General features: G+C 45.7%; 24 protein-coding genes and 2 pseudogenes. 11 read left to right on the forward strand and 15 right to left on the reverse strand.

Annotation, left to right across the window (positions count from 1 at the left end; translation table 11 throughout):
* Nucleotides 1-54: 54 nt before the first annotated feature.
* Nucleotides 55-726: a type 1 glutamine amidotransferase domain-containing protein gene (locus AC6R1O_RS15680; protein WP_500657349.1), complete on the forward strand. Its 672-nt coding sequence runs from the start codon at nt 55-57 to the stop codon at nt 724-726.
* 228 nt (nt 727-954) lie between these two features.
* Here AC6R1O_RS15680 and AC6R1O_RS15685 read toward each other — a convergent pair whose 3' ends face one another.
* The 3 genes from AC6R1O_RS15685 to AC6R1O_RS15695 all read right to left on the reverse strand — a co-directional run bounded on the left by AC6R1O_RS15685 (nt 955) and on the right by AC6R1O_RS15695 (nt 3,681).
* A complete protein-coding gene (locus AC6R1O_RS15685) occupies nt 955-1,884 on the reverse strand; it encodes an SDR family NAD(P)-dependent oxidoreductase (protein WP_500637187.1) in 930 nt (309 codons plus the stop codon).
* 76 nt (nt 1,885-1,960) lie between these two features.
* Nucleotides 1,961-2,626: a fibrobacter succinogenes major paralogous domain-containing protein gene (locus AC6R1O_RS15690; protein ID WP_500637188.1), complete on the reverse strand. Its 666-nt coding sequence runs from the start codon at nt 2,624-2,626 to the stop codon at nt 1,961-1,963.
* A 164-nt stretch (nt 2,627-2,790) separates the two neighbouring features.
* Nucleotides 2,791-3,681 carry an AraC family transcriptional regulator gene (locus tag AC6R1O_RS15695; RefSeq protein WP_500637189.1) on the reverse strand — a complete coding sequence of 297 codons (891 nt, stop codon included), beginning with the start codon at nt 3,679-3,681 and terminating at the stop codon, nt 2,791-2,793.
* A gap of 198 nt (nt 3,682-3,879) precedes the next feature.
* Here AC6R1O_RS15695 and AC6R1O_RS15700 point away from each other — a divergent pair, with 198 nt between their 5' ends.
* Entirely contained in the window at nt 3,880-4,749 is an 870-nt protein-coding gene (locus tag AC6R1O_RS15700; protein ID WP_500637190.1) for a patatin-like phospholipase family protein, read from the forward strand.
* Between the two features lie 145 nt (nt 4,750-4,894).
* On the opposite strand, the gene AC6R1O_RS15705 is transcribed toward AC6R1O_RS15700, so the two are convergent.
* From AC6R1O_RS15705 to AC6R1O_RS15720, 4 genes are all read right to left on the reverse strand, one after another.
* Nucleotides 4,895-5,551 carry a nitroreductase family protein gene (locus tag AC6R1O_RS15705; protein WP_500637191.1) on the reverse strand — a complete coding sequence of 219 codons (657 nt, stop codon included), beginning with the start codon at nt 5,549-5,551 and terminating at the stop codon, nt 4,895-4,897.
* Between the two features lie 68 nt (nt 5,552-5,619).
* The gene (locus AC6R1O_RS15710; protein ID WP_500629635.1) at nt 5,620-6,645 is read right to left on the reverse strand and encodes a zinc-binding alcohol dehydrogenase family protein; all 1,026 of its coding nucleotides are present in this window, start codon (nt 6,643-6,645) and stop codon (nt 5,620-5,622) included.
* A 238-nt stretch (nt 6,646-6,883) separates the two neighbouring features.
* Nucleotides 6,884-7,966: an L-dopachrome tautomerase-related protein gene (locus AC6R1O_RS15715; protein ID WP_500629634.1), complete on the reverse strand. Its 1,083-nt coding sequence runs from the start codon at nt 7,964-7,966 to the stop codon at nt 6,884-6,886.
* A gap of 70 nt (nt 7,967-8,036) precedes the next feature.
* Nucleotides 8,037-8,327, reverse strand: coding sequence for a putative quinol monooxygenase (locus AC6R1O_RS15720; protein ID WP_500629633.1), 291 nt, complete (start codon nt 8,325-8,327; stop codon nt 8,037-8,039).
* Nucleotides 8,328-8,680: 353 nt separating this feature from the next.
* Here AC6R1O_RS15720 and AC6R1O_RS15725 point away from each other — a divergent pair, with 353 nt between their 5' ends.
* The gene (locus AC6R1O_RS15725; RefSeq protein ID WP_500629632.1) at nt 8,681-9,598 is read left to right on the forward strand and encodes a LysR family transcriptional regulator; all 918 of its coding nucleotides are present in this window, start codon (nt 8,681-8,683) and stop codon (nt 9,596-9,598) included.
* Nucleotides 9,599-9,682: 84 nt separating this feature from the next.
* Here the strand turns inward: AC6R1O_RS15725 and AC6R1O_RS15730 are convergent, their stop codons facing one another.
* Both AC6R1O_RS15730 and AC6R1O_RS15735 read right to left on the reverse strand, forming a co-directional pair.
* A complete protein-coding gene (locus tag AC6R1O_RS15730; protein WP_500629631.1) occupies nt 9,683-9,925 on the reverse strand; it encodes a hypothetical protein in 243 nt (80 codons plus the stop codon).
* A gap of 39 nt (nt 9,926-9,964) precedes the next feature.
* A pseudogene (locus AC6R1O_RS15735) lies at nt 9,965-10,087 on the reverse strand (putative quorum-sensing-regulated virulence factor); the annotation flags it as partial.
* A 378-nt stretch (nt 10,088-10,465) separates the two neighbouring features.
* Here AC6R1O_RS15735 and AC6R1O_RS15740 point away from each other — a divergent pair.
* Complete coding sequence (locus tag AC6R1O_RS15740) at nt 10,466-11,395, forward strand: hypothetical protein (protein WP_500657350.1); 930 nt, start codon at nt 10,466-10,468, stop codon at nt 11,393-11,395.
* A gap of 73 nt (nt 11,396-11,468) precedes the next feature.
* Here the strand turns inward: AC6R1O_RS15740 and AC6R1O_RS15745 are convergent.
* Nucleotides 11,469-11,573, reverse strand: a pseudogene (locus tag AC6R1O_RS15745) (putative quorum-sensing-regulated virulence factor); the annotation flags it as partial.
* A gap of 397 nt (nt 11,574-11,970) precedes the next feature.
* Here AC6R1O_RS15745 and AC6R1O_RS15750 point away from each other — a divergent pair.
* Complete coding sequence (locus AC6R1O_RS15750) at nt 11,971-13,680, forward strand: hypothetical protein (protein WP_500657351.1); 1,710 nt, start codon at nt 11,971-11,973, stop codon at nt 13,678-13,680.
* Nucleotides 13,681-13,800: 120 nt separating this feature from the next.
* Here the strand turns inward: AC6R1O_RS15750 and AC6R1O_RS15755 are convergent, their stop codons facing one another.
* The 4 genes from AC6R1O_RS15755 to AC6R1O_RS15770 all read right to left on the reverse strand — a co-directional run bounded on the left by AC6R1O_RS15755 (nt 13,801) and on the right by AC6R1O_RS15770 (nt 16,360).
* On the reverse strand, nt 13,801-14,019 hold the full coding sequence (locus AC6R1O_RS15755; RefSeq protein ID WP_500630856.1) for a DUF3820 family protein: 219 nt from the start codon (nt 14,017-14,019) through the stop codon (nt 13,801-13,803).
* Nucleotides 14,020-14,077: 58 nt separating this feature from the next.
* Entirely contained in the window at nt 14,078-14,431 is a 354-nt protein-coding gene (locus AC6R1O_RS15760; RefSeq protein ID WP_334553355.1) for a helix-turn-helix domain-containing protein, read from the reverse strand.
* Between the two features lie 161 nt (nt 14,432-14,592).
* Nucleotides 14,593-15,759, reverse strand: a complete 1,167-nt coding sequence (locus AC6R1O_RS15765; RefSeq protein ID WP_500637193.1) for a serine hydrolase — start codon at nt 15,757-15,759, stop codon at nt 14,593-14,595.
* Between the two features lie 226 nt (nt 15,760-15,985).
* On the reverse strand, nt 15,986-16,360 hold the full coding sequence (locus AC6R1O_RS15770) for an NADH:ubiquinone oxidoreductase (RefSeq protein WP_334553352.1): 375 nt from the start codon (nt 16,358-16,360) through the stop codon (nt 15,986-15,988).
* Between the two features lie 500 nt (nt 16,361-16,860).
* On the opposite strand from AC6R1O_RS15770, the gene AC6R1O_RS15775 reads away from it, so the two are divergent.
* A complete protein-coding gene (locus tag AC6R1O_RS15775) occupies nt 16,861-18,024 on the forward strand; it encodes a threonine/serine exporter family protein (protein WP_500657352.1) in 1,164 nt (387 codons plus the stop codon).
* A 50-nt stretch (nt 18,025-18,074) separates the two neighbouring features.
* Here AC6R1O_RS15775 and AC6R1O_RS15780 read toward each other — a convergent pair whose 3' ends face one another.
* Nucleotides 18,075-18,278 (reverse strand): alternative ribosome-rescue factor A, encoded by a 204-nt coding sequence (locus AC6R1O_RS15780; RefSeq protein WP_500657353.1) that lies wholly within the window; start codon nt 18,276-18,278, stop codon nt 18,075-18,077.
* Nucleotides 18,279-18,678: 400 nt separating this feature from the next.
* Here AC6R1O_RS15780 and AC6R1O_RS15785 point away from each other — a divergent pair, with 400 nt between their 5' ends.
* The 5 genes from AC6R1O_RS15785 to AC6R1O_RS15805 form a co-directional block, all read left to right on the forward strand.
* The gene (locus AC6R1O_RS15785) at nt 18,679-18,888 is read left to right on the forward strand and encodes a cold-shock protein (RefSeq protein WP_038204438.1); all 210 of its coding nucleotides are present in this window, start codon (nt 18,679-18,681) and stop codon (nt 18,886-18,888) included.
* Nucleotides 18,889-18,950: 62 nt separating this feature from the next.
* Nucleotides 18,951-19,490, forward strand: a complete 540-nt coding sequence (locus AC6R1O_RS15790) for a YaeQ family protein (RefSeq protein WP_500657354.1) — start codon at nt 18,951-18,953, stop codon at nt 19,488-19,490.
* Nucleotides 19,491-19,670: 180 nt separating this feature from the next.
* Entirely contained in the window at nt 19,671-20,282 is a 612-nt protein-coding gene (locus AC6R1O_RS15795; RefSeq protein ID WP_500657355.1) for an NAD(P)H-dependent oxidoreductase, read from the forward strand.
* Entirely contained in the window at nt 20,279-22,216 is a 1,938-nt protein-coding gene (locus AC6R1O_RS15800) for a monovalent cation:proton antiporter-2 (CPA2) family protein (RefSeq protein WP_500657356.1), read from the forward strand. Before AC6R1O_RS15795 ends, AC6R1O_RS15800 begins: the two co-directional genes overlap by 4 nt.
* Nucleotides 22,217-22,251: 35 nt before the next feature.
* On the forward strand, nt 22,252-23,168 hold a 917-nt coding region (locus AC6R1O_RS15805; RefSeq protein ID WP_500657357.1), incomplete at its 3' end, for an MATE family efflux transporter.

Genomic DNA, 23,168 nt, shown 5'->3' on the forward strand with positions numbered 1-23,168 from the left:
CAAATAGTATGAGGGTGTTGAACAAAGAGACGCAAATCATTTGAGGAAAGCAGCATGAAAAAAGTACTAATTATTGTGACAAACCACGCGACACTCGGTGATACCGACCAAGCGAACGGAACTTACGCGCCAGAGCTTACTCATGCGCTTGACCAACTGCTTGAAGCTGGCTTTGGGTACGATATTGCTTCAATCAAAGGTGGTCATGCGCCACTGTACGGTACCGATATAGAAGGTGATGTGGTCAACGAGAAAATCTTAGCGAATGATGATTTCCAAAACCGCATCAATAACACGATCCCTGTTTCACAAGTGAACGGAGAACACTATGATGCGATCTTCTATCCTGGAGGCTTTGGCCTTCTTTCAGACCTAGCAAGCAATGAAGAATTCGCAAATATCTCCGCAACACACTATGAAAACGGCGGTATTATTGCGGCAGTATGTCATGGTCCTGGTGCTCTTCTGCCAATCACACTCAGCAACGGTGAGAAGCTCATCGCCTCTAAATCCGTGACAGGCTTTACTCGCGAAGAAGAAGTTGACTTCGGTACAATCAATGACATTCCTTTTCTTCTTGAAGAGTCTCTCGCACGCAGTGCTGCACGCTACTCTAAAGTCCAGCCATGGCAAGAGTTTGTGATTGTCGATGACCGCCTTATCACAGGGCAAAATCCAACTAGCGCGCACGCTGTTGGCAAAGCCATTGTGGATTTATTGGCCTAATTAACCAATCAAACCATCAACAGCTCAATTGAATCGAGCCGCTTCGGGGGCGTTTAGTTTTAATTAGCCACCCGAAGCGTGTAGTGTTCGACGGTAATATGAGTGACTTAGCGGTTGCTCTGTTTTTCTGGGACTTGGGACTCAATAACCCGTCAGTTGAAGCTATTGATTTTTAATCCAATAGCTCAAATTTGTTTGAGTTCTCTGAATAATTTCACACTAAAACTTCTACTTTATAAACTCATGAATAACGGTATTTGCATTATCTTGGACTGACTCTTGACCAATAATTTCCGGCCAATGTATTGCTTGGTTGGCTAATTTTCCCGTTAACCCTTTTTCACTGCCCCACCAAATACCAGTCTCAAAATCCTCTGTATTTAGCATCACGTCCACATAACGTTTGGCACCCACTTCAACAGAATGTGCTTTACCAAAGAACTGCAGAACTCTCATTGTGGCATTGGTTGCCCATTTTTGATACCAAGGGAAAGCATCTGCCCCCGATGTACCCGCTGCCATTCCTGGATCAACAGTGACAAACCTAAAGTTCGGATGTTTGCGTGCCATGCTCATGGTCCATAGGGCACCCATAAGTTTTACCGAACCATAGTGGTCAGTATATGCCTTGTTTTGGGCAAATTTTTCTCCATTTACAACCGATACCCACTCTTCTATCGAGCCTTCTGTAATCGGCGGTTTCGCGGCGCCAATCTCAGGCGCTCCTCTTGCTGCAAAGCTGGCGACATACACGACCGATCCCCTAGTGTTTAACTTCCCGGTATTCATTAAACGTTCCGCTAAATGGATATTCCCTAATACATTAACTGCGAAGGTAAAAATAACACCATCTTTTGTAAGTTTTGTAGGCTCAGAACCGCCTGCACCACCAGCATTTAATACAATGCCATCGACTTGGGTATCAAGATTTTCAGCTGCTTTTCGACAGGACTCTAAATCACTTACATCTACAATCAATGTTTCGAAAATGTTCTTGCCTGTGAGTTTCTCCAACTGCTGAAGCGCTTGTTCCGCTCGCTCTTCACTTCGGCATGCCAAAATAATTTTTGAAATACCTTTTCTTTGGGCAAACTGTTTAGCAGCCTCAAACCCAAGTCCAGAGTTTGCGCCGGTAATTAAAATTGAAGAATATGTCATATCGAGTACCGAGTAGAAATAGAAGAACTACAATGAAAGCGCTATTGATATAGTGAAGAAAACTTCTGGATCAAATTTAAATTTTTACGCAGCGAACACTGAACATATAATCTTTTGAGCTGGTCGCACGACGAATTTCGCCTTTGTGCGCATTCCACCAAGAGTAAGCCAATGTGCGAATGATACCTTTAGCGTCAGATGCGCTATCGGCAGTCCAAAACTCGGTATAAGCTCCCTCTGTGATGTAAAAGCCATTCCATTTAACACCAGCAGGTCTGGCAAAGAAGTTATGTTTGTTGACTAAAGACTGATCCACCTTTTTAAATGGCCCGTCAGCTTGTGCCTCTTTTAGCTGTAAGCCAAGCTGTTGGTCACCGCCTCGCCAACCTTCTTGGTGAACTTCCTCTTCAGGCATGCCAATGCTTCGCTCAAGCTTTTTCCAGTCCTCATCTGTCGCAACTCTCCAACCCGCAGGACATAAGTTTCTCTCATCAGCGACATCATGCCAGTTGTATAGTCGACCATATTTCAACAAGTTAGCTTCATCATCTTTTGGAATGACGTCAGAGCTAACAGCCGAACCATCTTGGAACTTGGTACTTCTCAGCCCTTCAGCTAACCAGACCTGATCACCGATGGTCACCGTTCGATAGACATTACCTTCCATGTCATGAACCGTATTTTCCAGTTGGTAAAGATCCTCATTGATGTCCTTAGCAAAGGTTGTAGTAGCAAGTGCCATACTGACTCCTATAGATAGAATAATTTTTTTCACGGCAAGTCACCTTTCACTGACGCAGTGGAATTACTATATCTATCACCCAGAACAGGAAATAGGCGAATTGCTCTTTAAAAAATGCCTATTTGTATCAAATAGGCATTTTAAACTATCTAATAATTCGCTAACTACGCAATATTCTCAATCATGCCCTTGGCTTGACTCCATTGCTTAGGCGATTGGCCATACATACGTTTAAACTCACGGCTGAATTGAGAAGAGCTCACATACCCTACCGCCATTGCAGCCTCGTTAACGCCCATCCCTCCTGCTATCTTCATAGCGGCTTTGTTTAAGCGCATAGACTTCATAAATTGGATAGGGGACATACGAGTTGCTTGTTTGAATTTACGATGGAAAACTGCACGACTCATGCAAACGATAGAAGCGAGCTCATCAATAGTGACGTTCTTACTCAGGTTCAGTGACAGGTACTCGATCGCCTTCGCGATTTCGTTTCCAATTCCAAACGCTCTTCTTGCAGAAATACCAGCATCGCCTTTCAGCACTGCGTAGTAGAATTCCCGCAGACGGCTTTCACCCAAGATAGCGGTATCGATACTACTGTCGCCCAATTGAAGTAACCTAAGTAGCGCATCAGAAAAGGTATCATCCCAATTAGCCAGTGACATACCAGGTGGTTGCGAGCCACTTTCTGGTCGTTTTATCGCGCTGACGGCACTCTCCATTTCAATCACCAGTTCAGTCATAACCTTGGTATCTAGAGAAATATAAACGCCTAGCAAAGGCTCTTCTGGAGAGGCTTCAGGTGTCCCCGCTTCGACGGGTAGAGAGACTGTACAGCACATATATTGACTGCTGTCATATACGTAATGATCGCCGTCGAGAATCGCTTCTTTCTTACCACTCAAAATAACAATCACCGTCGGTTCATATACCGCAGGTGCACAGGGTATCGAGTGCGTCACTCGAAACAAACTAACACCTTTGATGCCCGTTTCGACCATGCCATCTTCAACAATCCGGCTCTCTACTATTTGTTTAATTCTCTGTTTCATTTTGTGCCTCAATCGCCGTGGTGATACAAATAGGCATTTTTTAAAGAGTATTTGACCTATTTGAGCAAACCTTTTGAGAGATATAGTCAACTATTATTGACGATACTCGCTCCGATAGCAGCTTACAAATCGAAGTAACTAGCTCAACAAGATGACAGAGGATCAGACGATGATGATTCCACAATTTAGGAAAATTTGATGTTCAAGAGGCTAATGTTTTCAGTCATAGCAGCCAGCTTAGTGGCTTGCTCTTCTCCTAATGTTTACGAAGACCTTAACGCAGTAACGACCCCAGTACCTGATAAACATGAACTCGGTATTGCTTTTGGCGGTGGTGGTGTTCGAGGGTTTATGCATCTTGGGGTTATTAAAGCGCTCGAAGAAGAGGGGGTAAAAGCAGAAGTGGTGAGCGGCACTTCCGCAGGTTCAATCGCGGCGGTCCTCTATGCATCGGGCATGAGCGTTGAGAAAATGGAAGCGGCAATTGAAGAGATTGGCATATTAGATCTGGCCGATTTTGTGGTGTCTTCAAGAGGGTTAGTTAATGGGAAAAGACTCTCTGAATGGATAAATAGCCAAGTTGACTATGATGACTTAACTGATATGCCAATACCTGTCGCCGTTACCGCTACCAATCTCACAACGCAAGAAGTCGTGATGATTCGTTCCGGAAATCCCGGTAACGCGGTGCAAACCTCATCAACAATCCCTGGGGCATTTGTCCCGATTGAGCACCAAGGAGATATTCTGGTTGATGGTGGTGTTCTTAGCGTGATTCCTGTCGATGCGGCAAGAGAGTTAGGCGCACAAAAGATCATTGCAGTCGATATATTTTGCCACAATCAACCGACTCCTGACGCACAAGCAAGCAAGGTCACCCTTGCTACTTTTCGCATGCAGAGCTGTCGGTTATCTCAGCAAGAGCTAAATAGTGCAGACATCATCATTGCCCCAAAGTTTGAGCCAAGCAGCAGCGGTGCATTTGATGAAAAAGAGCAGGCTATTGAAGCCGGGTACCTCGCCACAAAAGAGGTGATGCCAAAGATAAAAGCGCTGCTAGTGGAATAACTTCTGAATTGTGATGGGACAGAAGGATGTGGATAATTTTGTAATTCAACGATCCATTAATCAATCTGCCCAAAACAATGGTATAGCAAGGAGACGCAGCGGGAAAGCATGAGAGGTGATGAAATCTCACTCATGCTTGTGTGGCCTATAGCACCGTTAACACTGAATCAAGAGCCAGCCTCGATTTAGGTAAACTTGCATTATAGTCTTCTTCTTGATGGTGGTAACCCATGGCCAGTGCGACATCACATTGATACCCACCCAGTTCTCGGCAAAACTCTTCGCTGATTAATGCAGAGTCTACGCCTTCCATTGTAGTAGAGTCGATTCCTAATCGAGCCAACACATGTAATGTATTACCCAATGCCAAATAGGTTTGTGCTTTGGTCCAAGCAGAGGTATCGCCGGAATCATGGGTATTTAGCTCGGCAAATGCGAAACTACCAAACGCTTGCTCTCGATTCTCCGGCAAGACTCGCCCATCAGCAATCCCTTTATCAACAACCTTCGCGTAATCTTCACGGGTATAGCTAGGGTTATGCGCAAACAGAATAATATGAGAGGCTGCCTTAATATGGGGCTGATTGAAGTGATGCTTATTTCTAAACGTGCGATGCATGCGCTCTTTTGCCTCATCACTTTCAATAACAATAAATTTCCAAGGTTGCGAGTTTATTGATGACGCAGACAAACGAATCGCTTCATAAATAATATTCAGTTGTTCTTGGGGAATGCGTTTATGTTTGTCGTAACGTTTTGCTGTGTACCGTTGCTCTAAATCCTTGATAATTTCACTTTTCATAATGATTTTTCCGCTTAATCAGTCTTGTCAACAATCAGTCATACACACTCAGTGTATCTAGCGCTGATTTAATATTTAATTGCAGTTTTGCCAATTGAAGCACCACTTTCTATGCGTTGATGTGCCTCTTTGAACGTCTCGACACTGAAGCCCTTCAATGTTGTGGTAAGTGTCGACTTAATACGCCCTGCATCGATCAAGTTCGCAACTTGGAAGAGAATCTCTTGCTGCTTCTGAAGATCGTCAGTGTTAAACAATGAGCGGGTAAACATTAACTCCCAGACAAAGCCTGCTGATTTACCTTGTAGTGCAGAGAGATCGACACCACCATCGAACTCTACAATTGAACTGATCATGCCTTGTGGAGCAATTAGCTCGACCATCGCATCCCAATGACCTTTGGTATCAGCCACATTGAAGATGTAGTCAACATGTTCGATGCCCTTTTCACGTACAGATTCTACTAGATTACGGTGATTGACAACGTGGTCAGCGCCCATGCCCTTTACCCATTGTTCTGTCTCAAGCCTTGAAGCCGTAGCAATCACAGTCAGATTAGTGAGCTGTTTCGCCAATTGAATAGTTATTGAGCCAACGCCCCCCGCACCACCAATAATCAAGATCGATTTCTTTTCTTCTGGACGAATACGCAGACGATCAAACAAAGCTTCCCAGCCGGTCAATGTCGCCAATGGCATCACTGCCGCAGACTCATCAGAAAGACTATGTGGTGCGTGAGCGGTAATTCGGTAGTCGACTACTTGGTATTCAGCATTAGCGCCCATACGAGTTACATCACCTGCATAATACACACGATCACCTATGTTGAAGCCTGAAACATTGCCACCCTTAGCAATCACTTCACCAACTGCGTCGTAACCGAGTACTTTGGGTTGCGCTAGAGTTTTGTCTTTTGCATTACGGATACGAATTTTCGCATCTGCAGGGTTAATGGAAGTAGCACTCACTTTGACGAGAAGATCGTCCTCTCTTAGTTCAGGAATACTTGTATCAAACTCAACCAAGCTTTCCTTCTCGGTAATTGCTAATGATCGGGTAAAGCCAATGGCTTTCATTGTATTTGGGACTGACATTGTTCATTCTCCTTTAATTGGACAGCTTAATGATAGCGTTCTGATATTCGCGATAAAGCGCCCAATCTTTTAGTCACATTCAATTAATTTTTGAAAATCAAAGGGCTCTACTGCTTAGTACAAAAAGGTCATTGCATAACCAAATAAATTTTAATGGACGAGAGTGGCAACCAAAACAAAAAGCGTATGTTATGGCGAAGAGCATACGCTTAATAGTGGAGGGAGTAGTGACAACTCACTAGTATAGTTTGATGCGTAAAACGTGGAACGGTTTGCTTGCCCCTTCCTCTCCTTCATTCAGAGCAGGATTTAGGTGCAGGGAGTTTTGCGTAATGTAGAGGTAGCCCCCGTGAATGGAGAAGCCATCCGCCCATGAGAGCAATTCATCGTCTTGTGCAAATGTCTTGAAATTCTCACTGGTTACAATACTCACCGCGTTTTTCTCAACATCGCCCACATAAATATCTCCATTTTCCGAAATGATCATACCGTCACTCGGCCGTTTTTCGTTATAGAACTCAATGGAGTGAGCTAGCTCTATGTCAGTCAGATTTTCGTTTGCAAGAGCGCCCGCTGGTAACCGGTAGATAGCGCTACCATTAACCGTGCCGAAGTAGACCCATTCGTTCGCCGCATCAATTGTGATAGGATTTAGTCCAAGGTAGAGTGCATCCGATGAACCATCTTCGCGCTTCGTCCCCATCAATGAGCCATCAATTACCACATCATACTCTGGTGATAGTAAAGCCTTATATGATTCAAGCACGCGTCTAGACTTACCAGTTTCTAGATCCACCACAATAAAAGCTGGTGCCGGCTCACCAAATAGATTTCCAAGGCTAGTATCCGCAATATACATCTGGTTGCGTTTTGTATCTAAAGCAAAGTCTTGCAGGAAAGAGTTGCCAACTGTCACATCTTTGCTTATCTCTAAACGCTTAAACAAGGTGTTTTTTTCCGTATCCCAAGCAACAATCTGCGCTGGCGCTTCAGCACTGCCCATATCGAGAATCCAAACGACACCGTCGTCTGTACTATCAATACCAATCACCGAAGACAAACCGACCTCGCCAATCTCGGGACCATTTGCCCAATCCTCACTAGGAAAAGGTTTTGTTGAACCATCTTTCATCAGCTCAACAACACGGTATTGAGGTCCATCTAGAGGTTGCATAGATAGGAATGTGCGGCCTTGTTCAGTAACCGTGATGTTTCCTGGACGTGTTCCGTTGAGCTGGGCGACAACTTCAATATCCGCGGCTTGCGCAGTGTTTAAGATAGCCGCAATCGTAATTGCTAGAAGTGGTTTGATGTTTTTCATTCGATATACCTTAATGGGATACTCTGGAGAACGGGCTACGACAAATAACCAACGTGCTCCCAATACAGAATTACGCGATTTGAGTCATTTCGTTAATGGTAAAGCTCGCTACGGCTCCTTCTGTTGCCGCCAGGTAATCGGCTAGGTGTTTGTTCCCCATGTGTGCTTGCCACAGTTCACGGGATGCCCAGTTTTCGAAAAACAAGAAATGAGCTGGATTTTCGTTGTCTTGATGTAAGTCATAATTAACGCACCCTTCCTCCGAGCGAGTAATGTCAATCAACTTGAGTAGCTCTGTTTTTACCAGCTCAACTTTATCTTCATTCGCCACAATATTTGCAACAATAGTTAATTTAGTCATGTTTGCTTCCTTTATATATCAACGCATTAAAAATCATACAAAACAAAAAGTTAAACTCCTTTCAAAGCAAAAGAGCTTGCTATACCATTTAGTATAGATACAGTAACTTTCAGGTTTATCCTTTCATTTTTTAAGCAGTATCAAAAATCATTTGATAGTAGCGTGACCACTACACTTGGCGGCGTGTTTCGGTTCGTTTGTATAGTAGAATAATCATTTACCATTAAAAACAGGTGATAAATTGAATTATTTTCAAAAATAATTTGAAAATAGATTGCTCAAAACGCTCCATTGCTATATATGGTTTAACTCATACCTCAATGTTGTCCTCTCTGGACTGGAAAGGTCTCGTTATGCTCTTGGAAGATTTACAGGTGATTTTGAAAGTGGCGGAGTTTCGTAGTATCACCGCAGCGGCAACCAATTTAGATATGCGCACCGCGACAGCTAGTGCTGCAGTAAAGCGCGTAGAAGCCTCTTTGGGTGTCGAGCTTTTTGTGCGCACTACACGCCACTTGAGACTATCGCCTGCTGGAGAGCGCTACTTACCTAAGTGTGAGGAAGCACTAAAGCAACTTGAACAGGCCAAAATGAGCCTACACGAGGAATTAGGCACTATCCATGGTGAGATTCGTATCGCCCTATCCTCTGATTTAGGCCGAAACCTTGTCACGTATTGGTTAGATGAGTTTTTGTGCCAATACCCAAATGTATCACTGCGCTCAAACATCAGTGATAGCACTATTGATTTTTATCGTGACTCTGTTGATCTGGCATTGCGCTATGGGTCACCAACTGATGCCAATATGTATGGATTTAAGATCTGCGATGTACCTAGGGTATTGTGTGCAAGCCCGAGCTATTTATCTGAGCATCAAACGCCAACGCACCCCAATGATCTGCTACAACACAATGCACTGTTTTATCAGCTACATGATGTCTTGCAAAATGAGTGGCAATTTAGCGATCAAGGTATTACTCACAAGGTAAAGCTGAAGGGTAACAGGGCTTCAAATGATGGGGACCTAGTGAGACGCTGGTGTGTTGCAGGGAAAGGGATCGCTATTAAGTCTTGTCTCGATATGTCCGATGACCTTCTGAATGGGCGTGTCGTCAGTATTATGCGCAATTATAAGCCCACACCGACCGAACTTTGGTTGGTCTGCCCTAGCAGACAGTCAATCACGCCAACGGTTCGTTTATTGAGAGATTTGTTTAGAGAGAAAGCCAGTTCAATTCTCGACCAATTAGTGGAAAAGAAGGCAATTTAATGGGTTTACCTTCCCAATCTACCGAGCACGAAGGGGTCAGCGCATAGTGATATCCATTCAGACAACGATAGGCACTGTCGCTAACTACTTAGACTGATTGGCCGTCTTCTTGGCTAGCTCTTGCATGGCTTCAGAAAACGTTGTGGTACGGCCTTTAGTTTGTACCTGGACGACCTTATATCCCATATTCTCTAGTGCTTGGCGCTCGGCCAATACGGCTTGGTCGTCTTGCTGACTGCCCTTAGCAGGTTGATGAATGTAACACCCTTCCAATTGACCATCTTCGACTAGTTGGTGGTGTTTCAGTGCGTTGATATCAAGTTTCATACGGTTTCTTGTCGTTAAAGTGGGAGTATCTGCGGCAAATCATAGGCGCTTTAGCGGTTTTACCACGCTATCTAACCCTTCAATTTTGAGTGCGAGGCACAGCTTCAATAACTGACCAAGCTCACCGTTCGGCCAGCCTTTTTTATCGAACCAAAGCAAATACAGTTGCCTTCTGGAAAGTGTGAAGTAACTCACCTTTGCTTTGTATTAGAGTCAAAATCTAGACTATTCAATAAACAACCAAGACCCTGAGTAACTTTTCCGTCGTTAGCTACATTTACACATAAAAATAGACCTCTACCAAACTGTCAAACATTTTTGGCGTTAATCACTTTCTTCGAGCAAGTCGAAACTAATCCTTGATCACCCATCATTACCCAAACCAATACATGCAAACCAAGTATAAACCATTGTTATGTAATGAATTTTTACAAAACCCCGTAACAAACTCACCTCCTGAGACATGCTTTCAGGGTATTATGAAACAGAGGTTTAACCTCTACAAAAATATGGATAAATACCTAATAAATAAGGAACAAAATGTTTTTAAAACACTCAGTTATTGCAACGTCAGTTATTGCTTCAATCGCGCTTGCAGGTTGTGGGGGCAGTGATAGTGATAGTGGAGACGGTGGTGACTTCCGAAACCCTAAACCTACAACAGAGAGTATTACAAAGGTATTTACTCTCCTAGGTGAAAATGAATTTTCAGAACTCTATCAGGGAATTCTACTACCACATGATGGATTGTCAGATTTGGCAGCGAAGAACAACCAATGGTATTGCGATGCATTTGCTTGCGCTCTGGATCTAAACACCCCACCTGTCGACGGTATGATTCGTCGCCATGACATCGATCAGAACTTAATTCCAGTCTACGTAAATAATTCAACGAATGAGCCAAACTTTGAAGCTCACCAAAATATTTACGACGGGATCAAGTTAATTGAAGACGCGGTAGGCCGTCAAGTATTCAAGTTGTCCGAAATAGATAATAAGATTCCAGAAGTTAACATTGAAATTCAGACCAATGATGGAGATATGTTGTGGGGTCATGAGGTGGATTATTCAAGTATTCCAAGCGAAGGTGGCTTCATCTTTGAGTCCAACTACGAAACAGCAGGTCATACAGGGCTATGTGGCGGAGTTGGCAGGGGGCCATGGAGTTCCAGTGGTACTACAATCATTGACGCCGATAGCACAATCGCTAACCTTGGTTGGCAGTGGGTACGAATCGCTAGTGAAGAAGCTACATGTACTCACTCACCAGAGCTTGTCGCACATGAGTTAGTTCATGCCCTTGGTTTCGGATACCACTTTGCTGGATTTGGCGGTGAAGATCGCCCTTCAGACCCACGGCCAGTATATGGTTCTCATGTTTTCGGACACCAAGCAAAAGAAGTTTTGAAGCAATTGTTTGCTCACGACATTGGAAGTGATGTTAATACCATGAACATTCCGAACTACTAATTAATTTGTGTTATGAAGCTGGTCATTAAGGCCAGCTTATGACTATTTTCAACCACCTTTTTGAAAGGGATCTTCAACCTCGTTTTAGAGGCTTAACAACGCTATCTAAGCCTTCAATTTTCAAGGCCAAACACAGTTTTAGTAAATCCCCTAACTCCCCTTCCGGAAAACCCTGCTTTCGGACCAAAAACAATACAGTCACCTTCTGGAAACTGTGAAGTGAGTCACTTTTGATTTGTATTTGAGTCAAAATCTAGACTGTTCGATAAACAACCAAGACCCTGAGTAACTTTACCGTCGTTAGCGACGTTTACACATAAATATAGACCTCTGCCAAACGATCAAACATTTTTGGCGTTAATCACTTTCTTCGAGCAAGTTGAAACTAGAATCCTTGATTACCCACCATTGCCCGAGTCAATGCATGCAAACCAAATATAAATCATTGTTATATCACGAATTGTTACATATTCCCCGTGATAAATCCCCCTCTGAGATATGCTTTCAGGCTATTATGCAACAGAGGTTTAACCTCTACAGAAATATGGATACATATCTAATAAATAAGGAAAAAAATGTTTTTAAAACACTCAGCTATTGCAACGTCAGTTATTGCTGCAATCGCACTTGCAGGTTGTAAAAGTGACTCATCGACTGCACCACCACCTCCAACAGAATCACCAACAACTCAAGGCCAATTCATCGATGCCGCAGTGGAAGGCTTATATTACGTGGCTAAACCTAGTGGCAAGTCTGGTTACACCGATGCCGAAGGTAACTACAACTATGAAGAAGGGGATACAATCGCATTTTTCTTAGGTGGTGAAAATGGCCTAAGAATTGGCAGCACGTCTGCGCGCTCGATTACTTCTCCCTTTGAAGCTACGGGTAATTTCCAAAAAGCCCTCAATCTAGCACGTATTCTGCAAACCATGGACGATGCCAGCAACGGCTCTATTACGCTACCAGATACCGTCAAGTCGCCGAGCGCAAGCATGATTGCTGCTCTTAACAATGTGATGCTGCACGATCTAACCTCTGCAACCGATGTTCTATCGGAACTGAATCATAGTGACTGGATCAGTGAGGAAGACGCACTTGAGCACCTAAACGACTCCTTAAAAGGCCTTGAGCGCGGTAGCAAAGCGATCTTAACCGATTGGCAACGAGGCTCAGGCAAGTACCTTCGCACTGTTGACTCGGCACTGTTGGCGAAAAACCCAAGCGATACACATGAACACCTTTATGTGCATGCCGACAAACTGCTAGACAAAGATTTGTTTGATCAAGTCCAAGGCATGCCAATCATGACCATGCGCTTAAACGAAGCAGAACTGCTCATATTACAAGGCTCAAACGACACCAAGCTAAGTGGTGATGCAGCCAAGCTATACTTAACCTGCATTGATGGAGCTAACGACGCAAACTACAGTTATGATACTGACAATGGTAAGTCTTATTGTGATGGTGCCGAAATCACTACACCTAGCCCCAAGTTCGACATAGACAATACTTATTTTCAATACAACCTGCTCAATCCAAATACTGAGTCTAGCGAAGATGAAGATGAACCGTGGGAGGATGTGAAGGAATTTGGCGTCCTCTATGAATGTCTTGCAGACCAAAACTGCTCAGAAGCCAAATTAACTGGATTTAGTATCACCGAATACGATGACAGCGATGAGCAAGATGGCTCAGCGATGCAAAAAGACAAACTATCAACGAGCTACGATTCAATAACTGGCATTTACACTGAAGTGAAGAAACGCACGGTAACTAGTGGTATGTATAATGGTCGTACGTCAGAGTCATTGAGCTTTGCTTACCTAGTCGATAGCCCAACTGCGGAGCGCTACGTGGACTTTAAAGGGAACTGGCATGCGGTCGCGACTCGCAATGGCTGTGACGTGGTAGCGACTTCAACCTATACTTTTGATGAACAAGGTGTCACTGTAACTGGCGCAGAGTTTGAAAGTGGCTGCGAGACCGCTCAGATTTCAGAAACAAAGTCATATGCTGAACTCGCCGAAATGGATTTCTGGTGGTTTACTACCAATGGCGCAAGTAACGAAAGTAAAGCGACACTAGCACAGCTAAACACCACTATTCGTTGGTGCGATAAAGACGAAGATGATATGTCTGCCGATTGTGCTGACGACGATGTTAAATTCAATCGCTGGGAATATTCACCTGCTGGCAAAGATTGGGATCAAGGCACACTTAATCGCCGTACACTAAGTAGTGATGGTTTAGTTAAATCAACCATTTCCATGTATAAGAAATAACATCGCAAGCTCTAAGCGTTTAAGTTCTATAATCTTAAAGCATAATCTTTAGCCAACAATACAAAGGCGGCCATCAGGCCGCCTTCTTCATTAACAGCTTCAACTTGATACTACGTCAAGCTAAAAGTCTCGCTTCAGGGGCTTTACTACATTATCCAAGCCTTCTATTTTCAAAGCTAAGCATAATTTTAGAAGATCACCTAGCTCGCCATTTGGAAAACCCTTGCGGTCGAACCACAGCAAGTATTCTTCAGGTAGGTCAATGAGCATGCGGCCCGCGTATTTGCCAAAAGGCATAGGGGTGCGAGCCAGTTTGATGAGGTTTTCTTTTTCAAGCATGGTGGGGTAACCAGAGTGCGCTGTTTGGATAAATGGGTCGCGCGATACCCTAACATGACTACCCTTCTCGCACCACATGTGCGTATTCGACAATCACTTGATTGCCTTCGATATAGGCGTTTTGGATTTCGCCATCAACGCTCATACGGCTCTGCAAGTAGACAATTTTCGGTCCCTGATCGCTGCGTTCTTTTAAGCTGGGCACCACCAATTTGGGGTCTAAGTGAAGTAAGTGACAGAACTTGGTGACAAAAGGCATTGTCATCGGCGCCTCACCGCGCAGCACGCGCGAGAAGCTCAGTTGGTTCATGCCCAGTTTCTTCGCAAACTCCATTTGCGTTAGGCGCATCTTTGATTTTTGCGACATCCAAGTCGTGTAGATCGCCTCTCTGTCTTGTTCGGTAAATTCCATGCTGCTCTCGTTGTTCAATGGTCGCGATAATAAAGTTGAGTCAATAAGGCGGTATTGTCCGCGCAGCGCGTCAAGACGATGTCAGAGAGAAGTTAGCGCAATTTGAATCTTTGGCGAGAAATCTGCGGGCACAAAGTGCCCGCGATATATCGAGGGGAGAGTTAGAACAGGCTCGCTAGCAGGCGCTTAAACCAATCCACCAGCTTCTTAAACAAGCCACCTTCCTCGACAGGTTGCTGGGCAATCAGTGGGGCCGTCGCCACGGTTTCGCCATCGATGCTGTAAATGACTTGTCCTAGGGTTTCGCCTTGTGCAATCGGCGCAACAAGATCGGAACTAAATTCAACTTCGGCGGTGAGCTTGGTGACGTCTCCTTTCGCTAGAGTGATGAAAACATCTTTTTCCACACCCACGTCCACGGTATCGGTTTTACCCATCCACACTTTAGGTGAGGCGACCGATTGACCGGCTCGGGTTGGCGAGATGGTATCGAAGAAGCGAAAACCGTAGCTCAGTAACTGCTTGCTTTCTGACTCACGTGATTTGGTGCTGCTTGAACCCATCACAACCGATATCAAACGCATGTCGCCACTGGTTGCTGATGTCGCTAAGCTGTAGCCGGCGCCGCTGGTATAACCGGTTTTCATACCATCGACATTCATGCTGCGGTCACGCAATAAACCGTTACGGTTGTATTGAGTAATGCCGTTGTAGGTGTAGGAGGTTTCGCTGTAGAGCGGATAAATGTCCGGTAGATCACGAATAATCGCTTGGCTGAGCTTAGCGATATCCCGAGGTGTGGAGAACAGACCATCGCTATCTAGACCATGGGGGTTGGTGTAGGACGTGTTGGTGAGTGTCAACTTGTCCGCCCAAGAGTTCATCAAGCTAACGAACGCGTCCTCGCTGCCTGCCACATGCTCAGCAATGGCGACACTGGCGTCATTACCTGATTGAACAATCAACCCGCGGTAGAGATCCATCAACTTCACGTCGGTGCCGACTTCAATGAACATCTTCGATGAATCAGGGAAGTTCTTCGCCCATGCGCGTTGGCTAATTCGAACATCATCGTCTAAGGAGATGTTGCCTGCTTTCACTTCTTGCCCAGCGACATAGGCCGTCATCAACTTAGTCAGACTGGCTGGGTTAAGTTTGGTGTCGGCGTTTTTCTCGACTAACACGTGACCTGTGTTGTAGTCCATCAAAATATACCCATTGGCGCCCAACACCGGCGCATCAGGAACAATCGTTGGAGCAGCCACTGCTACGTGAGCAGTCGCCAAAGAAGAAAGGAAGACCGACGCTATCAAAGAGTGTTTTTTCATATTTCGCGGTAAATGTCCTGTTGGGTTAACACACATACCTGAGTATAAACAACCTGATGCTGCTTGCAGCCCTGTTGTAATCAATGGTTACTATTGAGCGAGATTTGACGTAAAAATCACACGGCAACAGGTAAAAAGAGTAAGGACGAAAAAGCCAGCGACTGGTCGCTGGCTTTAGCAATAGGTCACAACACTCAGCATCGATGCTTAGTGTGGATTTCGCTTATCAATTTGCGGATCCGGAGAGCGTTCGTTTCACCGAAAATGGATTTTTGATGCGTCGGTTGCGGTAGCGATACCAAAGGTACGTCGCGACGATAGAGAAGTAGAGGTAGCTCATCACAAATACCAGCGGTGAAGTGATTAGGCCTTGTGATACACCGAAGAGCACGCCCGCTGCGGCGACAAAAAATTTCGCGAACAAACCGAGTATCAACATCGCCAACGCCAATTGCGGGAATTGAACACGCTGAAACGCGCACCAGTAGCAGCTTGCGACTGCCAGTGTCGCAATCGAAACACCGAGCAAGAAAGAGTGAAAGTGATCAGCAGACGCTACGCCAGCAGATACAGACATCATAAGAATTAGAAACAGTTTCATTGTGTGCCTCGCTTTTTAAACCTAGAAAAAAGCTTCCTTTCATTTTCGCAAACTCATTTTGCGTTTATTTTCGCCTTTTCTCGACCAAATGCAAGCGCGTTTTTTAACCAAAAACAGGCTCATCCGACCAGAATTAACAATGGTTAAATAATTGTTACAGATAGATTTTCTGGAGTAATTACACCACCTGCACTTGCAGCCTTCACACACACAAATTGGCACAAAGGTTACAAGTTGATAACAAACTTTACATCTAAAAATAGTGGCTGTTTTATGATCTAAATCACTTCAACACAGGCAAAAGTAGCGCCATTTATATACAGCAAAACCCTAGTTTTCATTTTTGATCCATAGATTGGCTTAAGCGCATGCGTCATCAGTTTTAAAACATCGGTTACCTCACCTCTATAACAATGCGCTGTTCGATATTTACACGCTAGTCACGCTCTGATACCTTTCGCGCACTCAACTTTGTGCATTCCAACGGATGTCATTCACTCATGCCTTCAGAATACCGAATCAAAAAAATCGTCGAAATCGGAGACACGCTCCATCGCAGCGGCTGTGCGCCTTATAAGCTCGAAAAATACACTAAGTTTTACGCCCGTAAACACGGCGTCGATGTGATGGTTCAAGCCACACCTACCACGGTGAACTATCAGTTTCCGGATGACAATAATGCCGTCGTGATGCGCCGCCATCCTCTCGCGTCGATTAATCTTAGTTTACTGGCCAATACCATCATTCGTATTAACCAACCCAGCTCCGAACCTGTTCCAGAGCCTGTGGGTTATCCGAAATGGGTGATTGCTTTGGCAAACATGGGGATTCCACCGGCTTACCTGATGCTGGTCGGCAGTACCATTGATGCGATTTTACTCTCTGTGCTACTTGGTTTTGTGGTGTGGATGACGCAGCAAGTGTGCAAAGCTCGCCGTGCGATCGCGGTGGAGTTTGTCTCGGCGTTATTGACCGGCATTCTGGTGGCCTATTTTGCCAGCACATCGGCGCAGATACCGGTCTGGGCGCTTTGTATTGCCTCAATCGTGCTATTCGTTCCGGGGTTGTCGATTGCCAACTCCCTTGAGTGTCTCGCCTTCAATGATTTGGTGTCTGGCACGAGCTTACTCGGACAAAGTGCGCTCTCGTTGATTAAGCTGTTTGTCGGTATCGTTATGGGGCTCAACATTGGTGAAGCCATATGGGGGCAAGCTGCCGCTAGCACTTACATCAATCAAGTTCCGCTTTGGTTGCACGTCAGCGGCCTGTTTCTGATTTCGATTTCACTCGGCATTATCTTTAACGCAAGACCAAAGGACATTTTGATGGGGCTGCCGGTGGCGATGCTCGGCATGTGGGGGCCATTTTATTTAGGCTTTGAGAGCGGCTGGGTCGTCGGAACTTGGGTCACGACAGTGCTGATCACTTTATATGGCACGTGGTTGGCGAAAAAGATGGAATTGACGGGCAGCATCTACATTGTTCAGGGCATCATCATTTTGGTTCCGGGTAGCCGCGTATTAGTCAGTGCGGGCCAATCCGTCTTTGAACAATCGATTTTGCCCATTCCGAGTATCGGGCTTTCTGCGTTGTTCATGTTCTCAGCGATCGTGGCAGGGCAGATTACAGCGTACTCCCTCTATTCGCCAAAGATTGAACGCTAACGCCAAACACTTTGGCCTCTGACATGAAGAGCCCTATTCGATAGCCACCTTTAGGCAGCTATGGAGTAGGGCTCTTTGCCTTTGTGTTTCATTTTACGACTGAAACTGCCTTTTCCTTTCTTCGCTTTCTCTACGTGTGTTCGATACATCGAACTCGTCACAAGTGCTTTTAAGGCGTTATCTTTCACCACCCCTCTGCCCATATCATGCTCCAACGTCACACTAGGCGTGAAATCGCCCTTACTTTTTTCCATCACTTTTACTTTTTCTCTTTGATTTGTTCGGTTTATAAAACGGTTCATTCGACTGATAAAACACTCAATATCAGGATTTCACCAGTCACTTAGCCACACATTCAACCAAGCAGTCGAATGTTACACCAGTTATACGAACTGCGATAATATTTTCGAAAGTAAACCTAGCGCAAAATTCTAATGAAAACATTTGTTTTTCTAAATTATTTACACCGATTTTTATTGACTTAGTTGCACTTAGCATTAGACTGTCAGGCAGCTAGAAAACGGTTCTTGTTTACTTTCGCCGTTATCGTTAGATTTCTTGTATATCTGCCTTAACGTCGTGCGCAATAGCAATCTCCTTTTCCACGCTATAGGTGCCGTCATGGCTTTATAAGATTTATCAAGGATATACATTATGTCTAACACTGTTACTGGTACAGTTAAATGGTTCAACGAAACTAAAGGTTTCGGTTTCATCCAACAAGAAAACGGTCCTGACGTTTTCGCTCACTTCTCTGCAATCACTGGCGACGGTTTCCGTACTCTAGTTGAAGGTCAAAAAGTTGAGTTCGTTGTTTCTCAAGGTCAAAAAGGCCCACAAGCTGAGAACATCAAAGTACTTTAATTTTCAAGTACTAAAGAATTATGATAGCCAGCATTCGCTGGCTATTTTTTTATTGAAGTATTATGGCACTCAAACCCACTATTTATAAACTTCGCATCAACTTGTCTGATACCAATCGTGACTTGTACGATGCCACTCAACTGACGCTTGCCCAGCACCCGTCAGAAACGACCGCTCGTATGATGGCCCGCGTCTTAGCGTACTGCCTACAATGGCAACCGGATTTAGCCTTTACTAAAGGTCTCTCTACCACCGAAGAACCAGACCTTTGGGTCAAATCACTCGACGATCAAACACTGCTTTGGGTCGATGTGGGTGAGCCCTCTCTTGACCGAATCAAAAAGTCGACGCGAATCGCTCAGCAAGTGATCGTCTACTCGTTCAATAGCAAATCCGATGTATGGTGGGAGCAAAGTAAAAACAAGGCCCATCAATACCCTGCGTCGATTTACCGTTTAGACGCTGACACCGTCGAAGCGCTTGCCAATGTGGTCGCTCGCACGATGGATTTGTCGGTGATGATCAACGGCGATAGTCTCTTTATTGATTGTGAACAGGGTTCATTTGAAGTCGCAGTCACGACACTTCAGCATCAGCACTGATCCTCTGTTCGGGCGACACACACATTGTTGTGTCGCCCTTTTCAACACATTCTCTTCAAATACACTAAGCTAATATCTGTGACTTATAGGTCACTCATAGTTATCCTTTCGGTCCTGTGCCACAATGGGCGCTCACCATTGTAAAAATGGGTACTTACCTGAAAAAACACGAGATTGTGTATGCCTGAAAAGAAAGTGTTGGTGCTTTACGCACACCCCTCTTCTGCGCGTTCAGAAGTCAATCAGCGACTGTTTGATGCAGCCAAGCAATGCCAAGGTGTCACCGCGGTCGACCTCTACTGGGAATACCCGACCTACAACATCAACATAGACAGAGAGCAGCAACGTTTGCGCGAACACGACGTGGTGATTTTCCAGTTTCCGCTTTATTGGTATTCCACGCCCGCTATTTTAAAAGAGTGGCAAGACTTGGTACTTGAGTACGGCTTTGCTTACGGGCAAGATGCCGATGCGCTCCACGGTAAACTGTTTTTTTGCGCTTTATCGGCCGGAGGTAAACAAGATGCCTACCAAACCGATGGTTACAATCACTTCCCCATTCGTGCGCTACTGCATCCCATTGAACAAATGGCGACACTCACTGGCATGACCTACCTACCACCGTTTGCTCTTTTTGGCGCTCGAACCGCTAAGGAAGATGGTCGGATTGAGGCTCACTTATCACAGTGGACCCAACTCCTGAATGATCTGGTCGCAGACCGTGTGGAGGTCAATAGCGCCGCAGATGCCGCCACACTCAATGACTATCTGAGTCAAGGAGGCCATGCATGACCCTCTATTTTCTCCAAGCCTTTATCTATTTAGTCGCGGCTGTGATTGCAGTGCCCTTAGCCAAGCGATTTGGCCTCGGTTCTGTGCTGGGCTATTTGATTGCGGGAGTGGTGATCGGGCCCATTATCGGTTTGGTCGGTGAAGAGACCACCACAATCCAGCATTTCGCTGAGTTTGGTGTGGTGATGATGCTGTTTTTAGTCGGCTTAGAGCTTGAACCTAAAATGCTCTGGTCAATGCGAAATCGTCTATTAGGGCTGGGCGGATTGCAAGTCACGCTCACGACACTGGCCACCATGTACATCGCGATTTGGTTTGGGATCACATGGACGATAGCGTTGGCGATAGGGCTGATTTTTGCCCTCTCTTCGACAGCGATTGTCCTGCAAACCTTTAACGAGAAAGGGCTATCCAAAACAGAGGGTGGCCAAAACGCCTTCTCTGTATTGCTCTTTCAAGATATCGCCGTCATCCCTATGCTGGCCTTTATCCCACTGTTAGCGTTACCTGAGTTGGTCGAGCAAGCACAAAACCTGGCAGCTAATGCCGCCGAGCACCATGAAGAGCTCAGCTTAGTCGCGCATCTGCCAGGCTGGGCGTATGCGATGGTGATTGTCGCCTCCATTGCAGGGTTGGTCATTGGCGGGCACTACCTGAGTCGGCCACTGCTTCGCTTTGTAGCCAGCTCCGGCCTAAGAGAAATATTCACCGCAACTGCTCTGATGCTGGTTGTGGGTATCGCCGCATTGATGAGCTTAGTTGGCCTGTCCCCCGCACTGGGCACCTTTTTGGCGGGGGTTGTTCTGGCAAACAGTGAGTTTCGTCATGAGCTCGAATCCAACATCGACCCCTTTAAGGGCTTGTTACTGGGGCTCTTTTTTATCACGGTCGGCGCTGGCATCGACTTCTCGATTCTCTTTAACGATTTCTTCCTGATTATAGGCCTAACACTGGGCGTGATGGCACTGAAAGGTGGCATCCTCTATCTCCTTGCTTGGGCGTTTCGAATTAAAAACAACAACCGTTGGTTGTTCACGCTCAGCTTGGCGCAGGCCGGGGAATTTGGTTTTGTGCTGCTCAGTTTCAGTATGCAAAATCACGTATTGCCGTTTGATATCGCTCAGAGGCTCTCTTTAGTCGTCGCGCTATCGATGTTCCTCACCCCTGGCTTATTCATCTTTTACGATAAGTTTATCTTGCCGCGTTTTCAGACGAAGGCCAACGATCAGGACGCCGATGTGATTGATGAAAAAGGCTCAGTTATCATCGCTGGGATTGGTCGATTTGGCCAAGTGGTTAATCGCCTACTGGTCGCTAACGGCGTACACACCGTTGTACTGGATCACCAAGCGGATCAGGTGGATATGATGATGCAAATTGAGACCAAAGCCTACTTTGGTGATGCGACTCGTCCTGATTTACTCCATACCGCAGGCATTGAAGAGGCGGCGATGATCATACTCGCCATGGATAATCGCGAAAGCAGCGTAGAGCTGACTAAGTACGTGAAACACACCTACCCTCATGTCAAAATTCTTGCCCGTGCGTTCGATAGAGGACACGGCTATCGTCTTCGTCAAGCGGGGGCTGATGTGATTGAGCTAGAGACGTACCACTCCGCCCTAGAGATGGGCGCGCAAGCCATGAGGGCCCTAGACTTTCATCCGTTTTATGTCGAGCAACATAAAACCGCCTACAAAGAAGTGGAAGAGCGCAAATCGGATATGCTCTATCGCGCTTGGGAGGATGATTCCCACGGCGAACGTTTTGACAACAACTATCGCAAGCTCTTTATCGAGTTAGAACAGCAAATCAAATTGTCGATGTCCACCGATAGACAGGATCAACATGAACCCGGAGAACGAGGTTGGACACCCCCCCCCAAAGGATACGCGGACAAACTTGATGACAACGATCCCCAAGATCGAGCCTAGCTCGGTCGCCATGTTTTACCAGCAATGAAGTGACCATGAAGAGAAAATCCAACAGCGCTACTCACGCACAGACAAGCTCACAGACAGCCTCATTAGGCCAGCAACTGTTCACCATGACTTGGCCTATGCTGTTTGGCGTCCTTTCGCTAATGAGTTTTCAATTAGTGGACAGTGCATTCATCGGACAACTCGGTGTGCTTCCACTCGCGGTGCAAGGATTTACCTTGCCTATCCAAATGATCATTATTGGCATTCAAGTTGGCTTAGGTATCGCCACGACAGCAGTCATCGCCAAAGCACTGGGCGCCAACGACACTCGCTACGCCAAACAACTGGGTGGGCTAGTCCTTACCATTGGTAGCGTAGGGGTTGCGGCCTTCGCCGTTGTGCTTTATCTACTGCGCAAGCCAATACTGAGCCTACTCAGTGCACCAGACTCTGTCTTACCGATCATCGATACCTACTGGATCGTTTGGGCGGCGAGCGCATGGGTCGGCGCGGTGTTGTACTTTCTCTACAGCATATGCCGCGCCAACGGCAATACTCTGCTACCCGGCACCATGATGATGGTCACCAGCGCAATAAACTTAGCGCTTGATCCTGTGTTTATTTTTACTCTCGACCTTGGGATAAACGGCGCCGCAATAGCCACCATTGTTGCTTTTGGCTGCGGTATTCTGGTCGTCGCCCCTAAAGTGCTACGTAAAGAGTGGATGAGCTTTGATTGGAGTGACTTGAACGTGCTCAGCAGCGTGCGTTCTATTGGCAATATTATGGGCCCAGCGATGGTCAGTCAACTCCTTCCCCCCCTCTCTTCAATGCTTGCGACCAAGCTTGTTGCCGGTTACGGCACCGCTGCCGTGGCCGCATGGGCATTGGGGTCGCGCTATGAATTTTTTGCCATCGTCTCAGTGCTGGCATTGACGATGTCTATGCCCCCGATGGTCGGTCG

It is taken from the genome of Vibrio sp. R11-SG3-ISO3-SZ (genome assembly GCF_059834345.1).

What these genes read in the sequence shown, in the direction of transcription:
- AC6R1O_RS15680 (WP_500657349.1), top strand. Translation starts at nt 55, where the DNA reads ATGAAAAAAGTACTAATTATTGTGACAAACCACGCGACACTCGGTGAT.
- AC6R1O_RS15685 (WP_500637187.1), bottom strand. Translation starts at nt 1,884, where the DNA reads ATGACATATTCTTCAATTTTAATTACCGGCGCAAACTCTGGACTTGGG.
- AC6R1O_RS15690 (WP_500637188.1), bottom strand. Translation starts at nt 2,626, where the DNA reads ATGGCACTTGCTACTACAACCTTTGCTAAGGACATCAATGAGGATCTT.
- AC6R1O_RS15695 (WP_500637189.1), bottom strand. Translation starts at nt 3,681, where the DNA reads ATGAAACAGAGAATTAAACAAATAGTAGAGAGCCGGATTGTTGAAGAT.
- AC6R1O_RS15700 (WP_500637190.1), top strand. Translation starts at nt 3,880, where the DNA reads ATGTTCAAGAGGCTAATGTTTTCAGTCATAGCAGCCAGCTTAGTGGCT.
- AC6R1O_RS15705 (WP_500637191.1), bottom strand. Translation starts at nt 5,551, where the DNA reads ATGAAAAGTGAAATTATCAAGGATTTAGAGCAACGGTACACAGCAAAA.
- AC6R1O_RS15710 (WP_500629635.1), bottom strand. Translation starts at nt 6,645, where the DNA reads ATGTCAGTCCCAAATACAATGAAAGCCATTGGCTTTACCCGATCATTA.
- AC6R1O_RS15715 (WP_500629634.1), bottom strand. Translation starts at nt 7,966, where the DNA reads ATGAAAAACATCAAACCACTTCTAGCAATTACGATTGCGGCTATCTTA.
- AC6R1O_RS15720 (WP_500629633.1), bottom strand. Translation starts at nt 8,327, where the DNA reads ATGACTAAATTAACTATTGTTGCAAATATTGTGGCGAATGAAGATAAA.
- AC6R1O_RS15725 (WP_500629632.1), top strand. Translation starts at nt 8,681, where the DNA reads ATGCTCTTGGAAGATTTACAGGTGATTTTGAAAGTGGCGGAGTTTCGT.
- AC6R1O_RS15730 (WP_500629631.1), bottom strand. Translation starts at nt 9,925, where the DNA reads ATGAAACTTGATATCAACGCACTGAAACACCACCAACTAGTCGAAGAT.
- AC6R1O_RS15740 (WP_500657350.1), top strand. Translation starts at nt 10,466, where the DNA reads ATGTTTTTAAAACACTCAGTTATTGCAACGTCAGTTATTGCTTCAATC.
- AC6R1O_RS15750 (WP_500657351.1), top strand. Translation starts at nt 11,971, where the DNA reads ATGTTTTTAAAACACTCAGCTATTGCAACGTCAGTTATTGCTGCAATC.
- AC6R1O_RS15755 (WP_500630856.1), bottom strand. Translation starts at nt 14,019, where the DNA reads ATGCTTGAAAAAGAAAACCTCATCAAACTGGCTCGCACCCCTATGCCT.
- AC6R1O_RS15760 (WP_334553355.1), bottom strand. Translation starts at nt 14,431, where the DNA reads ATGGAATTTACCGAACAAGACAGAGAGGCGATCTACACGACTTGGATG.
- AC6R1O_RS15765 (WP_500637193.1), bottom strand. Translation starts at nt 15,759, where the DNA reads ATGAAAAAACACTCTTTGATAGCGTCGGTCTTCCTTTCTTCTTTGGCG.
- AC6R1O_RS15770 (WP_334553352.1), bottom strand. Translation starts at nt 16,360, where the DNA reads ATGAAACTGTTTCTAATTCTTATGATGTCTGTATCTGCTGGCGTAGCG.
- AC6R1O_RS15775 (WP_500657352.1), top strand. Translation starts at nt 16,861, where the DNA reads ATGCCTTCAGAATACCGAATCAAAAAAATCGTCGAAATCGGAGACACG.
- AC6R1O_RS15780 (WP_500657353.1), bottom strand. Translation starts at nt 18,278, where the DNA reads ATGGAAAAAAGTAAGGGCGATTTCACGCCTAGTGTGACGTTGGAGCAT.
- AC6R1O_RS15785 (WP_038204438.1), top strand. Translation starts at nt 18,679, where the DNA reads ATGTCTAACACTGTTACTGGTACAGTTAAATGGTTCAACGAAACTAAA.
- AC6R1O_RS15790 (WP_500657354.1), top strand. Translation starts at nt 18,951, where the DNA reads ATGGCACTCAAACCCACTATTTATAAACTTCGCATCAACTTGTCTGAT.
- AC6R1O_RS15795 (WP_500657355.1), top strand. Translation starts at nt 19,671, where the DNA reads ATGCCTGAAAAGAAAGTGTTGGTGCTTTACGCACACCCCTCTTCTGCG.
- AC6R1O_RS15800 (WP_500657356.1), top strand. Translation starts at nt 20,279, where the DNA reads ATGACCCTCTATTTTCTCCAAGCCTTTATCTATTTAGTCGCGGCTGTG.